Below are 15,718 nucleotides of genomic sequence, written 5' to 3' on the forward strand. Positions count from 1 at the left end.
TATTTGTTTTTCAATTCTAAATAAATTAACACTAAAATTAGATACTAAAGCTTTCATGCAAGCAGAGCTATTTTAGTTTAAAAGAATTGGGGATTGCTACAGAAATAGCTTTTTTCATAACAGTAGGAAGTGCTTCTTTGGAAAGATGATGGACGTCACACCACCAGCCATTTTTCAGTTTCGTTTTGCTAATATTGTCAACACAATAGACATCAAGTCTCAGAGAAAAATGGGTAAAAATATGTGTAACTTGTCCTTTAAATTGCCAATTGGCAGGAAAAGGTGCATTTTGGAGCTCATTTATACCGTTTGTTCCAATATAATTGGGTATTTGGGCCATTCCATTAAGTAGTCGATTACTCTGTTGTTTTTCTAAGTAAATTTGCTTGTTTTTATTGAGCACTACAAAGGCCACGCCAGTTTTAAAGGGTCGTGCTTTTTTAGGGGCTTTAACTGGAAAGGCTTCTGTTGTATTCATCTTCTTTGCTTTGCACAGATTTTGAAGAGGACACAGTAAACAAGATGGTCTACGCGGTGTGCAAATTGTTGCACCTAAATCCATCATGGCTTGAGCAAAGTCACCAGGACGGTTTAAATCAGTAATTTTTTGAGTTTTTTCTTTTATTTCAGATTTTGCTTTAGGTAATACTGAAGTAATAGCGAATAAACGAGTTATAATGCGTTCAACATTACCATCAACAACAGCCACGGGGTGTCCAAAAGCAATTGCAGCAATAGCTGCTGCAGTATAGTCTCCAATACCGGGTAAGGTACGTAATGTTTTCACAGACTTTGGAAATTCACCTTTATAGCTTTTAACGAGTTGATGAGCACAATTCTTAAGGTTGCGTGCGCGCGAATAATAGCCAAGGCCAGCCCACGCTTTCATAATATCATCTTGTGATGCTTGTGATAGGGAAAAGAGATTAGGCCAGAGCTTTAGAAATTTTTTAAAATAAGGTTTAACGGTTTCAACAGTTGTTTGTTGAAGCATAATTTCAGATAGCCAAACTTTATAAGGATCAGGGCGAATACCTTCCATTTGTTCTTTGGGGGTAATACGCCATGGCAAATGCCGATGGTTTTGATCGTACCAAGAAAGAAGGCGTGAAGAAATTTCATGCATCATTGTCTTCAATCATAGGAAGATATAAAATACAAAGAAAAATTATTATAATTTAATAATGATCTGGAATGAAATGAGTAAGACATCTCAAAAGCACCATTTTTATTCTCTTTCTAAAACAGTGTCCAGTATGCTTGATCCGATTTTACGCAGACGCACAGGACTTAATATGGCGCTTATAGAACACTGGTCACAGATTGTGGGATACGATATTGCTAAAGCTACAACACCACTCAAAATTATTTGGAAACGTCGTGCAAATCAAGATGAAATTTTTAAACCAGCAACACTTGTCATAGCATGTGAAGGATTTACTGCGTTGAAATTGATCCATGAAACAACTGAATTGATTCAGCGAATTAATGGTTTCTTTGGGTATGTTGCTATTAACCGTATTAAGATAGAACAAAAGCAAGTATCAACTCTTACTGAGCAATTAAGAATACAGCTAACTGTGAATGAAAAAAATAAACAACACGTGAAAAAAATGCTTGAGTGTGTTGAAGATGAAAATCTCCGTCAATCGCTTTATGAACTTGGATGTTGCATTTTTGCAGAAAAAAATAATAAATAAATCAAAACATTTTTGTATATTTTTACTATTATCTTTAATATATAAAAGTACTAAATTTCTACGTATCTAATAATAACAGAAAAGTTTTTTATGATAAATTATCGTTCTTCTTTATTTTACATGGTGATTTTAGTCTCGGCTATAACTGCGCAGATTAATACAACTGCAGCCTTAGCTAGTAAAGTTAAACCAGTTGCAACTGTTGATATGGTTAAGCTTCTTCAGCGGAGTAAGGATAGAGTTGAAGGTGATATTAATGCACCAGTGACTATTGTTGAATATGCTTCAATTACCTGTGGTCATTGTGCTGATTTTTATAATAATGTACTTCCCAAAATTCGGAAAAAATATATCAAAACGGGCAAAGTAAAGCTTATTTTTCGAGAGTTTGCTTTTGATCCTCGGGCAACGGCAGGCTTTATGTTGGCACGGTGTGCGCCGGAAGATCGCTATTTCTCTTTGATAGAAGTTTTGTTTCAAAAACAGAGTGAGTGGGTTTGGGTAGAAGATTCTTTAACACCATTAAAGAAAATTAGCTCACTAGCTGGTTTTACAGATGAGAGCTTTGAAGCTTGCTTAAAAGATCAGTCTGTTTTAGATGAAGTGAATGCATCTTTTGAGCATGGGAAAGAATTTGGTGTTACAGCGACGCCTACCTTTTTCATTAATGGTAATAAGTATGAAGGTTTAATGTCAGAGGAAGATTTTTTCTCAATCATTGATAGTTTTCTTTGAAAACCACATTCTATTAAGAAAATAAGCAGTTGATAATTATGGCTGTTCTCCTTCTTTTTATAAAGGGTTACTTTTGTGCGTTTATGAAACAACGTTTTGTTTGGTTAAGCTAATTTGGGGTTAAATGATTCCTTTGGATAGTTAGCTTGAGTCAAATGATACTTTAATGCTGATAATGGGAGAACTTGTACAGTGACAAAATGGGTTTATAGTTTTGGTGATGGTAACGCAGAAGGAAGCGCAAATGAGCGTAATCTCCTTGGCGGTAAAGGGGCTAATTTAGCAGAAATGAGCAAGCTTGGTTTACCTGTTCCTCCCGGATTCACTATTACGACAGAGGTTTGTAACTTTTATTATACGCATAACAAGGCATATCCAGAGGAGTTACAAAGAGTTGTCAGGCAGGCGCTCAAACGTGTTGGTGAGCAAACAAACCGCAAATTTGGTAGTAAAGATAAACCACTTTTACTTTCTGTTCGTTCTGGGGCTCGAGCTTCTATGCCAGGAATGATGGATACAATTCTTAATCTTGGTATGAATGATGAGACTGTGAAAGCAATCGCTTTGCAGACTAATAATGAACGCTTTGCTTATGACAGTTATCGCCGTTTTATCCAGATGTATTCCAATGTTGTTTTAGGTTTGGATCATTCGTGCTTTGAAGAGATTCTTGATGAGGTGAAAGTATCTAACGGTTATGATGTCGATACAGAAATGACAGCCGTTGATTGGAAAAATGTTATTATTTCTTACAAAGCGTATGTTGAAGAAAAATTAAGCGAGCCTTTTCCACAAGATCCTGAAGAGCAACTGTGGGGTGCAATTGGTGCTGTTTTTTCAAGTTGGATGACTACTCGTGCAATTACTTATCGCCGTTTGCACAATATTCCTGAAGATTGGGGAACAGCGGTTAATGTGCAGGCCATGGTGTTTGGAAATATGGGTGAAGATTCTGCAACAGGTGTCGCGTTTACACGCAATCCATCGACAGGAGAAAAAGAGCTTTATGGTGAGTTTTTAATTAATGCACAAGGTGAGGATGTTGTAGCAGGCATTCGTACTCCACAAAATATCACTGAGGTTGCGCGGATTTCTGCTGGTTCGAATAAGCCATCTCTAGAGAAAATTATGCCGGAAGCTTTTTTGAAGTTTTGTCAAATTGCACAGAAACTTGAAAAGCATTATCGTGATATGCAAGATCTTGAATTTACAATTGAAAAAGGTAAATTATGGATTTTGCAAACCCGCTCAGGAAAGCGAACAGCACGTGCAGCCCTAAAAATGGCAGTAGAAATGGTTGAGGAGGGGCTGATCAGTCGTGAAGAAGCGGTGATGCGAATTGAACCAAAATCGCTTGATCAACTTTTACACCCGACACTTGATCCCAAGGCGACCCGTTTTGTTATAGCACGTGGTTTGCCTGCTTCTCCAGGTGCAGCAACTGGTGAAATTGTTTTTACTTCAGAAGAGGCAGAGGCGGCATCAAAAGAAGGCCGTAAGGTTATTTTGGTGCGCGTAGAGACAAGTCCAGACGACATTCATGGTATGCATGCTGCAGAAGGAATTTTAACAACACGTGGTGGCATGACAAGTCATGCTGCTGTTGTAGCACGTGGTATGGGAAAGCCCTGTATTTCTGGTGCAAGTAGTGTGCGAATTGATTATACCACAAACACAATGATTGTTTCAGGAAAGATTTTTCAAAAAGGAGATATTATTACAATTGATGGTGCAAGTGGAGAGATACTAAAAGGAAAGGTTGCAATGTTGCAGCCTGAGCTTTGTGGAGACTTTGCTCAATTAATGGAATGGGTTGATAAAATACGGCGTATGAAAGTTCGCGTCAATGCTGAAACACCATCTGATGCACGTATGGGGCGTTCTTTTGGAGCTGAAGGTATTGGTCTTTGTCGCACCGAGCATATGTTTTTTGCGGGTGAACGTATTGTTGCTATGCGTGAAATGATTTTAAGCAGTGATCAAGATGGACGCCGTAAAGCATTGGATAAGCTTTTGCCAATGCAACGGTCAGATTTTACGGAATTGTTTGAAATTATGTCTGGTTTGCCTGTTACTATCCGTTTTTTGGATCCTCCTTTACATGAGTTTTTACCTAAAACGGATGCAGAAATTCTTGATGTTGCAATGGCTATGGGAATTCCTGCTGAAATTATTTCCGAACGGGCACAGCAACTACATGAATTTAATCCTATGCTTGGTTTACGGGGATGTCGTTTGATCATTACTTACCCTGAAATTGCTGAAATGCAGGCACGAGCAATTTTTGAAGCGGCCGCAGATGCAGCTCAAAAATCCGGATCTCCTGTTATGCTTGAAATTATGATACCGCTTGTTGCGCTTAAATCTGAATTGGATTTTGTAAAAACCTGTATTGATGATGTAGCTAGTACAGTAATGAGGGAAAAGGGAAAGGATATTCAATATATAGTTGGGACTATGATTGAGCTACCAAGAGCGGCTCTTCGTGCAGGTGAAATTGCAGAAATTGCAGAATTTTTTTCATTTGGAACAAACGATCTGACACAAACTACTTTTGGTATTTCACGCGATGATGCAGCTCCTTTTTTAACAACTTATTTTCAAAAAAGAATTTTGGAACAAGATCCTTTTGTATCAATTGACCGTAATGGAGTAGGGGAGCTTATCGCTATTGCTGCGCAACGTGGGCGTTCTCAGCGTGCAAAAATTAAATTAGGTATTTGTGGTGAACATGGAGGAGATCCTGATTCTATTGCTTTGTGTGAGGAAAATAATTTAGATTATGTTTCGTGTTCACCTTTTCGGGTGCCAATTGCACGTTTAGCTGCGGCACAAGCAGCAATTGCTCAGAAAGCATAAAAATCTAAAGATATCATTCTTTACTTTAATGGCCTTTAGTATATTGGGATAATATTTTAATATGTTACTAAAGGTAAAAAAGAGAATTTCTTAAGGTGCTTTGTTTGAGTTATATATACGGAAGATTGTATTGTTTTTGATGTATTTCATGAGAAAATTAAGGTACAACAAAATGTTATATGTACACTATCGTAATTTATGATGCATAATATAAGGTATTGGGTTAGAGATTTTTATTAAATGCTGATAGTGATATTTCTTTATCTGTAAAAAAGGTGAATAACAAAGATAAAAAAATGCGTTAATTATTGCTTCTATAAATTACTAACCACTATCAAAATGAATGTTGTGTAGAGTACTATATAGATAAGTGTTTTCTTGTGTCACGTGATTGGAATTTTTTTGCAGGATACAAAAGTGAAAGAGAATTTTTATTTCTCTTTTTTGTAAACTAAATGCCTTACAATTTGTGACTATTATAGCATTTATGGTGAAATAAAAGCTCTAAGAGATGTTATTTATTGATTAACTATTATTTATTAATGCCACTCATTTAGTTTTTATTTGTTTTGTTATTCTCCCATCCACAATGGATTCAAATTAATAAACAAAATTCCAATTTTTTATACCATATATTTTAAAGATTTTTATCATTGAAGTTTGTTGGACATATTTTTATTATTTTTCAATTCCTTAGAAGGAAAGATGATTTGTGAAAAGCAATCATTTATATTATAATGTATTATTACGTGTGAGAAGCGTATTTAAGTGATAATATATAATTTTTATTGAATTTTCTAAACCCAGCTGTGATAATATCTATAATAGAATAGCTAAAAAAAGTACTATTTTTGCACACAAAAGGTTTATATAATTTACTGTATCGCTAAGTATTATTCTATGAGATATTGTTATTTTTAGAATTTATTTCATAGTTATTAGGGGAGCATATGGGTAAATAAGATTTTTAGAACCAATGGGTACGTTTATTTTTTCAAAATGGTTTATAAATATCAAATAATCATGAGAAAATATGTGATAAAATGTAGTTTGTTGAAAAATTATCAATTACATAGAAAAATATACTAAACGTTAATTTTAAATATTGAAATCAATGATAATTAATATTTAGGGATCAATATAGTTTTAGGTATTCGTATTTACAAATAATGGAAAAGTGTTATGAGTTTTATACTGTGAAATGACAACATTTTATGCTAAAAAACTATAATGGCGATAATGTGAACTAAAATTATCTGATCAAAAGAGTAAGCGTTTATATTTTTTGTAGTTCTTTTAATGTTTGTGGTGTATTGAGCTGTGTTATTGTAATGATAGAAAGCTTTTATGAGAGGAAAAATGAAAGCTTTAGCTTTCAGATATTGCGTACAATTACAAGAATCGGTATAAGGCGCGAGCACAGTGTAATAGTTTTCTCTTTTGGGGTATAGCCAAGCGGTAAGGCACCGGTTTTTGGTACCGGCACTCCCTGGTTCGAATCCAGGTACCCCAGCCAAATATTAAAAAGACTTATTCTTAATGAATTTGTATTGAGATGAGTAATGGCTTTTTAAATAAGCTGATGATGTGGTGTTGTATTACCTTTTATAATCTTATTCCTAGGGCAGGGTGTTTATAATTGTCTTAAGATTTTCTTTACTGGTAGTGATAGTAACATTTCAAATCACTTATTTTTTTCATGATTTTAAAGTGATTTGCAAAACGCGATAATGAGATTTGAATTGTGAAGCATTGAAATTACATTAGTAGTTTATGTCTATATTTCTGGTTTGCATTATAGTTTCTGTTAGAATATAGGTGTAACTTACTGTAGGATATTGAGTTGAGATGTGTTTTTTGACAGCACTATAATGTATAGCATTGTGAACGTTTATTTTACATTCCTTAAATAAAGGCTGATTATTCGTCTATTATTTTGCATCTGTCCGCACTTTAGAAATTTTAGGTGAAGATAGTGCAATTGTGAGTCAGTGGAATGTAAAAGCAGCTTATGTTAAATTCTAACGATTTATGTAGAGAATAACTATAGTTTGATGCATTTATGGGCTTGTTCAATTTTATTGATGGCATAAAATACAAATTTTAACTTTATATATACATTTTATAATATTTTCATTAAGTACAATATATTATGATATTTTTTAAATGTATTTAAACTTAGATTATTTTTACTAAATAAAGAGGATAAAGAAATTTTTTAATTTATGACCTTTATCTTTTTTGATGACTTAGTAGGAGAAAAAATTTCTATAAATTGATTTGATATATTTTTCTTTTTGGTATCATTATAATATTTCAGTTTCTCATCAGTTTTTAGTTGATTTATCAAAGTGGCTATTAAGGCTAAGTTGACTGTAAATAAATATTCAATAACATTTGCTTTTAAGTGCTGTAAATGCAAAAGTAGATTTTGGGAGAGAGCTTAATATTAGAATCGAGGAGATTTTTAAAATGGCTTTTGAATTAGCTGAATTGTCTTATAATTATGACGCCCTTTTGCCTTATATGTCACGTGAGACGCTTGAATACCATCATGATAAGCATCATTTTACTTACCTTACTAATACAAATAATTTGGTAAAAGATTTAGGTTTAGAAAATAAGAGCCTTGAAAGTATTATTAAGGAAAGTTTTGGCAAAAATCCTGGTTTATTTAATAATGCAGCTCAATCTTATAATCATCATCATTTTTGGAATTGGATGAAAAAAGATGGTGGTGGGCAGAAGTTGCCTGGAAAATTAGCAAAGGCTATTGAGTCTGATCTTGGTGGCTATGAGAAATTCCGTACAGATTTTATCGCAGCTGGTAGTACTCAATTTGGTTCTGGCTGGGCATGGGTAGCTGTTAAAGATGGCAAACTTGAGATTATGAAAACACCCAATGGTGAAAACCCTCTGATTCATGATGCTCAACCTATTTTAGGTGTTGATGTGTGGGAGCATTCCTATTACATTGATTATCGTAATGCACGTGTAAAATATCTTGAGGCTTTCGTGGATCATTTAATTAATTGGGATTATGTTTTAGAGATGTATGAAAATTGCGGGGTTTAAGCAGTTTATAGAGCTATTTATCCTAAATAAAAGGCTTCATAGTTTATTTAATTATGAAGTCTTTATTAGAAAATGTTAATTATCGATAATTTTTCCGGCTATTTTTAGGATATATGCATATATATATGCGGTTTCTTCCAATTTTGAGAAACGTCCAGCTGCACCTGCGTGACCTGAAGCCATATTTATACGCAATAAAATTGTATTATCATCTGTTTTAAAATCACGCAGTTTTGCTACCCATTTTGCAGGTTCCCAATAGGTTACACGAGGGTCTGTTAATCCTGCGATGGCGAGAATAGGGGGATATTTCTGGTGTTTGATGTTATCATAGGGGGAATAAGAAGCGATAAGATTATAGTCTTCTTTTGATTCAAGGGGGTTACCCCATTCAGGCCATTCTGGAGGTGTGAGGGGCAGTGAAGCATCTAGCATTGTTGTTAAAACATCAACAAAAGGGACATTAGCGACGATTCCGGCAAAATCTTGAGGAGCTAGATTTGCTATAGCTCCCATCAGCATTCCTCCTGCTGAGCTACCTTGGGCGATTAGCCGATCATGGGCAGTAAATTTATGATTTACAAGATGACGTGCACAAGCAATAAAATCATTAAATGTATTGTGTTTAAAAAGGTGTTTTCCTTTTTCATACCATTCAGTGCCCTTTTCTTTTCCACCACGAATATGAGCAATAGCATAGACAAAGCCTCTATTGACTAATGAAAGTACATTACTGTTGAAACTTGCAGGAATAGAAAATCCGTAAGCGCCATAACCGTAAAGTAAACAAGGTGCACTACCATTAAGCGCAGTAGTTTTATGGTAAACAAGAGAAATAGGAATTTTTTCACCATCATCTGCAATTGCTGTAATACGCCGCGTTACATAATCATCTTTATTATGCCCAGAAGGAATTTTTTGCGTTTTTAAAAGAATTCGTTTACGATTTTTTACTTCATAATCAAAAATTTGATTAGGCGTTGTCATAGATGAATAGGCAAAACGAATGGTTTGGCTATTATATTCTGCAGCGCCTTGTAAGTCTAAGGAATAGGCCTCTTCTGTAAAGGCAATGGAATGGGTTTGTTTGGTTGAGCGCTCTATGAATTGTATAGAAGGAAGTCCTTCAACTTGTTCTAACCAAATAAGAAAATCTTGATAGGCATCGTGAGATAGGATCAAGCGTCCGGGTTGATGAGGTACAAGTTCAGACCAGTTTTCTGATTGCGGAGATGAATATGGGGCAATCATGATTTTAAAGTCTTTTGCATTATCCTGATTGGTGAGAATATAAAAAATATCGCCTCCTTCTGTAAGCGAATATTCAATGCCTTTTTGTCGTTTTTGCACACATTGGGGGGGTGTAAAGGGTGATTTAGCAGGGATAAGCCAGGTTTCTGATGTTTCATGGTCATGAATGTTAATATAAATAACGTCATTAAGTTTAGAACCGCTTACATGTAAGAAAAATCCGAGGTTATCTTCATGAAAAATAAGCTTATCTTGAGATGCGTCAGTGTTTAATTGGTGGTAATAGAGTTTTGAGGGACGGTGGCTTTTATCCATTTTAGTATAGAAAAAACCTTGAGATTTGGCATCCCATACGAGTTGTCCGGATGTATTTGTGATTGTATCTGTGTAGTCAGATAATGTTTTAAAACTGCGAATTTTAATTGTATAGAATTCAGAACCCTTATCATCATAGGTCCATGCAGCGTGTGTATGATCGGGAGATATATGGACTGAACCAAAATTAAAATAATCTTTACCTTCAGCCAAAACGTCACCATTGAGATAAATGTTTTTTCTCCCCCCATTTCTTGGTGTGCGAAAATAATGTGGCTGTTCTCCTCCAGTTCTATAGCATAACCCATAGGCAAAAGGGCCACGTTTTATAGGAATGGAACTTTCATCTTCTTGAATGCGGCTTTTCATTTCTGCAAAAAGCAGATTTTGCAATGTTTCTGTATCAGCCATTTGAGAAGTTTGATAAGCATTTTCTTCTTCAAGGTAGTGTCGAATATTTTCGTCAAGACAGCTAGGTTTTTTTAAAACGTCTTGCCAGTTAGGTGCACGTAGCCAATGATAAGGATCATTGCGGTAAATACCATGATACATCTTTTTATAAATAATTTTCGATGCTTTTGGGGGAAATTTAGGTGGATGAGTCGTCATACCATGGCCCTATTTAAAGATTTTGATGATTTTTTCTATATGTTAGAGTAACACTATTCATGTAAATTGCATAAACTTGTAAACTCTAATTTTCCTGTAAAACATGGTTAAGTAATTTTCACAGTTTATGCAGTGTATTTTATTCGTTATATGTTATAAATATCACTTTCTATCAAGATAATGATATCTTTAATTAATAGGTTAAAAATTTAGCTGGTATTAAAATTAAATTTAACCTCTTCCCCAATGAAGTAAATCTCTATCATACACAGTGAGACTATATTGAGAGTGGGATACAAAAATCTGAATAGAAAAAATTCTTTGGATATTGTGTTAATGTGTGATGTTGTGTTCTTCTAGTATTAATTGTCACACTATTCTTAGTTTGTTTATACGTTTTTGATTTTTTTATCCATAGCGTTCTTTTTGTTGAACTTAAAAAAATTGTTTAAATTGCTTTTTGTATTTAAAAAAAGTTATTTATATCAGGATTGAGATTTATGTGGCAAATACAAAATTATGAGGTTATCATTGTTTAATAAAAAACTCATTCTATACATTATAATTTCGTATTAAATATCTTTATAAATTTAATGTAAAATAATTAATTTTGCGCTATATTTTGCGCTTATAGATAATATTTTATAACAAAAATGACTTCGTAAAAGGAACAGGTTGAGTTTTTATGATATAGTATGTCAAAAAAGAGGAGTTTATTTGTTTTTTCTGTGGTGAGATGATTTTATAAAATAATTGAATTGACAAAAAAGATTTTTGTACAATATGAAACTTATATGCATTAAAATTTCAATGTCATGAGTGTAAATGCGAATAATATCTCAATTTTAGAAATTAAAGGAAATAAGGATGGAACATCACCCAGTCCTAGAGACTGAAAGCAATTTAGTTATTACGTTAGTTGCTGATATTGTTGCTGCTTATGTAAGTAATAATTCAATTCGGCCGACTGAAGTGCCAGGTCTAATTGCTGATGTTCACGCTGCTTTTTTGAAAGTGGGGAGTGCTGCATCAGCAGAAGCTGAAGTTGAAAAACAAAGACCTGCTGTTAATCCAAAGCGTTCGATTTTTCCTGATTATCTTATTTGTCTTGAAGATGGAAAAAAGTTTAAGTCTTTAAAGCGTCATTTAATGACACATTATAAAATGTCGCCTGAAGAATATCGTGAAAAATGGCAATTAGATAGCTCTTATCCTATGGTTGCGCCCAATTATGCAAAAGCCCGCTCAACTTTAGCTAAAGAAATGGGGCTTGGGCGTAAACGCCAAAAAAAGAAAACTAAATAATTGCATTTTCAAAAAAACGGTCTTCAAATCCAACGTCTGAGAGTACTTTTTTATAAAGTATATTTTTATGAGGGGTTTATATAGCTGTTGAAAGGTTTAGAGGTTATCAATAGCTTTCGGTACGAATTCGTTCAATCATGGATTTAAAACCATTCGATCGTTGTGGTGTGAGCTGTTCATTTAAGCCAAGCGTTTTAAGCAATCCTTCAGCATCGGCTATACGAATTTCAGAAGCTTTTTTACCTGAATAGAAGGCGAGAAGAATATAAATTAGTCCACGAACAATATGGGAATCAGAATCGCCTTGAAATGTTAATATAGGATTTTCTGAGTTGTCACGTGAAGATAAAAGCCATACTTGACTGGCGCAACCAGGAACTTTGTGAGCATCGTCTCGTGCGCTTTCTGGAAAAGGTGGTAATTCGTTGCCGAGCTCAATGATGTAACGATAACGATCTTCCCAGTTATCAAGAAAAGAAAAATTTTCTATAATATCATCAATCGTTTCTGCCATAACTTCAATCCTTGTTTTGTTTTGGTGACTGTATAGTGCATTTAGTTGACAGATACGTATCTCTTTCTTGTAAAATACAAAAAACGGAAAAAGTTTTTATTTCAAGGTAATTCTGTATAATTTTATTTGATCTGTTTTTCTGCGGGGGGAAAAGTATTTTCCTCAGGAATAGCATTTTCAGGTTGAATGGTATTTTTATTACTAAATATGTGATCAAGGTATTCATAGGCTATTTTTGCACCGTCACGTGCGCGTTCACCGAGTGGGCTGAAAAAGGATTTTCCAGTTTTACAAACTTCTACATTACGTTCACAGAATTTTCCTAAATCAGTGACTGTATTTTTTAAAGCGATAATCGCGTCACTTGCTGTTATATTGGCTTCTAGGGTGGAAGAGTGATTGTCTTTTTGTTTTGAGGAAAAAAATGAAATGATTACAAAAATAACAAATAGAAAAAATGCTGATTTGATTAAAAAACGTATCATAGAGCACCAACATACTGTAATTACAAATGAATAAAATAATTTATGTTATTTTCCTTGATGAAAAATTTATATAATGCTGACCTTGTAAAATTTCGCATTTATTTCAGTGTTTTTTGATTATTTTTTCAATTGTTTGTTGTAATTTAAGTAGCGCTAATTTTGTGACTTATGTTGAAAAAGAATGAAAAGCCGAGAAAATAAACGTGCATTTGCAGTGAGCAGGTTAAATAGGTTTTTACTTTTTCGATGTTGTGAATAGAATCTGAAATGAAGCCTATAAGATTAATCGGATATTAGTGGAAAAAATTGATATCAATGTGTCATATTATATTTGAAAATTGTATTGAGCAAATCATTATGCGGAGGGTATAGGTTCATAAGAGTTATCTAGGAAGATATATACTGCAAAGTTGATTTTTTATATTATAAAATATATCTCAACGTAATTTTAAGTACTATGGAATATAAGCCAAGAAAGATGAGTTTATAGGTACAGCCTTGTTAAGATAGTTGTTAGAGGGATTACTTAGTAAGTTTTGTAAATTTGTATATCAGTATAATGAACATATTTAGTTTAACTAAAGAAGCACGGAGCAGTTGTGGCAAGCGCGCTTTTTTAGATGAAAGTGAATAATAATTTATGTTTAATTTTACATGGAAAGCAATTACAGTTAAAAATAAAAAATTAAAATAATGGCGAAAAAACGAAAAATGCGTAAAACGAAAATCGTAAAAAAGCGCAGTATTATTCTAACATTTTTCTTAATAAATTGCCGTTTTCTGTTTGGGTTAGTAAAATGGCTTTATCGTCGTGCACGTATAAATGCTTTATTGATTGTAGGCTTTTTCTTTTTTATTATTAGTTTTGGATTTTTTGCTTTCAATGCTTTATTTTCACAAATAAAAACGCGTCAAGACAGCTTCATTGAAATGAGATTAGCGGTGGTTCCAACTGTTATACAGAATTTTATTTTGCTTAAAGAACGTGCTACATCTCAAGAAAATACCTTTGTTATTCCTGTACCTATTGCAAAAAGTTTACATCAAAATTCACCGTTCAATTCTTTGCAGAGCACTTTACCAGAAGATTTGTTGGAAACACAAAAAGAATTAGCGAAACTTGAATTATATGATGGTCCTTTAGATGGTGTGGATAATCTCAAGATGCGCCACGCTATAGAGCTGCTGAAACAACGAACTGCTAATAGAGCTTTATCGGTGCAAAAAGATATTATATCGAAACGTCCAAGGGATGAAGTTGCTGCACTCATTGAGCGTAGTGAAGTAGAGATGGCAAATAATCCAATAATAACAGATGATTTAGCTTACTCAGAGGAAGCTGTTTTAAAGCCTCTTGTTACAGATATTATGCGGGTACAGGAAGCTTTACGTGTTTTTGGTAATCAAGAGGTAACAATCACTGGTATAGAAGATGAAAAAACTATGCATGCTTTAAAACAGTTTCAAAAGATGTTTAAGCTTCCCATAACAGGTAAGATTGATCGTAAAGTTTTGCTCAAAATGCGTGAAGTTGGTTTACTGAGTTGAAATAGTTTTTTCTATAGATTCTTTATTTTTGAATTTTATAGCTTACAGTTTGGATTCCATAGAAATAAATTGAGACTAGAATTTTTAAAAGTAATATAAATATCGTTTATTCAGAATTTTTGGATATCTTCTCTTATTTGTTTTATTAGAAATAAACGGGGATACTATTGAACATAACATGTTTTAAGCAAAGCAAAAGGAAGTTTTAGCTTTGCTTATAGTTATTAAAATGTTTATTAATTTGTATTTGCACAGGACAATTTTTCTTTCTCAAAAGAGGGTATCTATAAATATCTTATTGAATTTTGATTTAAGACAAGGATTTTAGGTTGCCAAAAAATGAGAACAAGAAGCTGTATGTGATTTCTATTTGAATTTAATTAAGATTGAAAATTATCATTCTGGTATGCTTCTATTTTTTAATGGGAATAGAATGGTTGTGCAGTTGAAGGATGATATGATTTTTATTCATTAAATGAAAAAAGTTGCAGCTAAAGAGAGATTTTTTCAAGTAGGGAGGGGAAAATACATAAAGTAATGCAAGTTGCATTCAGTTGTTAAGTTACAAAAATTGAAATGGTATCACTTTTAAGTGTTGACTGTTTGAGTTCTATTATTTGTATAGAGTTCTCAATGATAAGATAGGGTATAATGTAAAATACTATTCAGGCATTAAAGCTGTAGAAAATAATACCTTTGTACGTATAAGCTGATAGTGGTCAAAATTGTATTGATCTTTAGAGTGGTTAAGTGAGAAGTACTCTTTTCAAGCTATATTTATATATTATTTAGTGTGTAATAAGATATTAATAATAAAGAACAAATATGAACAATAATAAGTATCAATACCTTTAAGTAGAATAGCGTGAATAAATCTAGTTATAGCTTTATTTCTTGATGAGAGTTTGTTCTATACATGGGCGTAGGAAGTATGTGTTATGCTGTTGTAGAGCTAATTAAGTTATCATATAAGTTAGAATTCTTTTTAATTTGCCATTACAAGCCAAGTACTAATTTATGATTTTGCATAAATAAAAAATTTATTGTTCATTTTCTATTCATGTAAAGTAGATTATAAACTATTTATGATAGAAAAAATTTTTTTATTTATAATGTGCTTAAGTATCATGGGTGTTAATTCTGTTTTAGCTGCCGATTGTACTGAGGTGGGTAAAAGAATTGCTAACCGTCAAGGTGGGACGTTGACGCGCTCAACGCCGATTGTACAAGATGGTGAAAATATGTGCGTGGTTGTAATTGTAATGCCTGCTCATAATGGTAAGAGACCACGTCGCGTGGAAGTTGTCGTTCCTGCTGATTAA

Annotated in this window: 11 protein-coding genes and 1 tRNA gene; 8 read left to right on the forward strand and 4 right to left on the reverse strand. The window is 33.4% G+C overall.

Going from position 1 to position 15,718, the window contains the following annotated elements; genetic code table 11:
- Positions 1–67: 67 nt before the first annotated feature.
- Positions 68–1,126, reverse strand: a complete 1,059-nt coding sequence (mutY, locus tag BBBE_RS02015; protein WP_022708632.1) for an A/G-specific adenine glycosylase — start codon at positions 1,124–1,126, stop codon at positions 68–70.
- A 73-nt stretch (positions 1,127–1,199) separates the two neighbouring features.
- Between mutY and BBBE_RS02020 the strand changes: the two genes are divergently transcribed.
- The 5 genes from BBBE_RS02020 (at position 1,200) to BBBE_RS02045 (ending at position 8,369) form a co-directional block, all read left to right on the forward strand.
- Positions 1,200–1,700 (forward strand): DUF721 domain-containing protein, encoded by a 501-nt coding sequence (locus BBBE_RS02020; RefSeq protein WP_010700952.1) that lies wholly within the window; start codon positions 1,200–1,202, stop codon positions 1,698–1,700.
- Between the two features lie 90 nt (positions 1,701–1,790).
- On the forward strand, positions 1,791–2,435 hold the full coding sequence (locus BBBE_RS02025; RefSeq protein WP_010700953.1) for a DsbA family protein: 645 nt from the start codon (positions 1,791–1,793) through the stop codon (positions 2,433–2,435).
- 192 nt (positions 2,436–2,627) lie between these two features.
- The gene (gene ppdK, locus BBBE_RS02030; RefSeq protein WP_010700954.1) at positions 2,628–5,294 is read left to right on the forward strand and encodes a pyruvate, phosphate dikinase; all 2,667 of its coding nucleotides are present in this window, start codon (positions 2,628–2,630) and stop codon (positions 5,292–5,294) included.
- Between the two features lie 1,441 nt (positions 5,295–6,735).
- Positions 6,736–6,810 (forward strand) — tRNA-Gln (locus tag BBBE_RS02040).
- Positions 6,811–7,766: 956 nt separating this feature from the next.
- Complete coding sequence (locus BBBE_RS02045) at positions 7,767–8,369, forward strand: superoxide dismutase (RefSeq protein ID WP_010700955.1); 603 nt, start codon at positions 7,767–7,769, stop codon at positions 8,367–8,369.
- A 75-nt stretch (positions 8,370–8,444) separates the two neighbouring features.
- Here BBBE_RS02045 and BBBE_RS02050 read toward each other — a convergent pair whose 3' ends face one another.
- Positions 8,445–10,544, reverse strand: a complete 2,100-nt coding sequence (locus tag BBBE_RS02050; RefSeq protein ID WP_010700956.1) for a S9 family peptidase — start codon at positions 10,542–10,544, stop codon at positions 8,445–8,447.
- Between the two features lie 867 nt (positions 10,545–11,411).
- Here BBBE_RS02050 and BBBE_RS02055 point away from each other — a divergent pair.
- Complete coding sequence (locus BBBE_RS02055; RefSeq protein ID WP_010700957.1) at positions 11,412–11,849, forward strand: Ros/MucR family transcriptional regulator; 438 nt, start codon at positions 11,412–11,414, stop codon at positions 11,847–11,849.
- Positions 11,850–11,955: 106 nt separating this feature from the next.
- Here the strand turns inward: BBBE_RS02055 and BBBE_RS02060 are convergent, their stop codons facing one another.
- Entirely contained in the window at positions 11,956–12,363 is a 408-nt protein-coding gene (locus BBBE_RS02060; RefSeq protein WP_010700958.1) for a SufE family protein, read from the reverse strand.
- A gap of 122 nt (positions 12,364–12,485) precedes the next feature.
- Entirely contained in the window at positions 12,486–12,848 is a 363-nt protein-coding gene (locus BBBE_RS02065; RefSeq protein ID WP_010700959.1) for a DUF5330 domain-containing protein, read from the reverse strand.
- Between the two features lie 693 nt (positions 12,849–13,541).
- Here BBBE_RS02065 and BBBE_RS02070 point away from each other — a divergent pair.
- Both BBBE_RS02070 and BBBE_RS02075 read left to right on the forward strand, forming a co-directional pair.
- The gene (locus tag BBBE_RS02070) at positions 13,542–14,396 is read left to right on the forward strand and encodes a peptidoglycan-binding domain-containing protein (protein ID WP_010700960.1); all 855 of its coding nucleotides are present in this window, start codon (positions 13,542–13,544) and stop codon (positions 14,394–14,396) included.
- A 1,085-nt stretch (positions 14,397–15,481) separates the two neighbouring features.
- Positions 15,482–15,718, forward strand: a complete 237-nt coding sequence (locus BBBE_RS02075; protein WP_010700961.1) for a hypothetical protein — start codon at positions 15,482–15,484, stop codon at positions 15,716–15,718.

The sequence above is a fragment of the Bartonella bovis 91-4 genome (genome assembly GCF_000384965.1).
GTDB classification, from domain to species: Bacteria; Pseudomonadota; Alphaproteobacteria; order Rhizobiales; family Rhizobiaceae; genus Bartonella; species Bartonella bovis.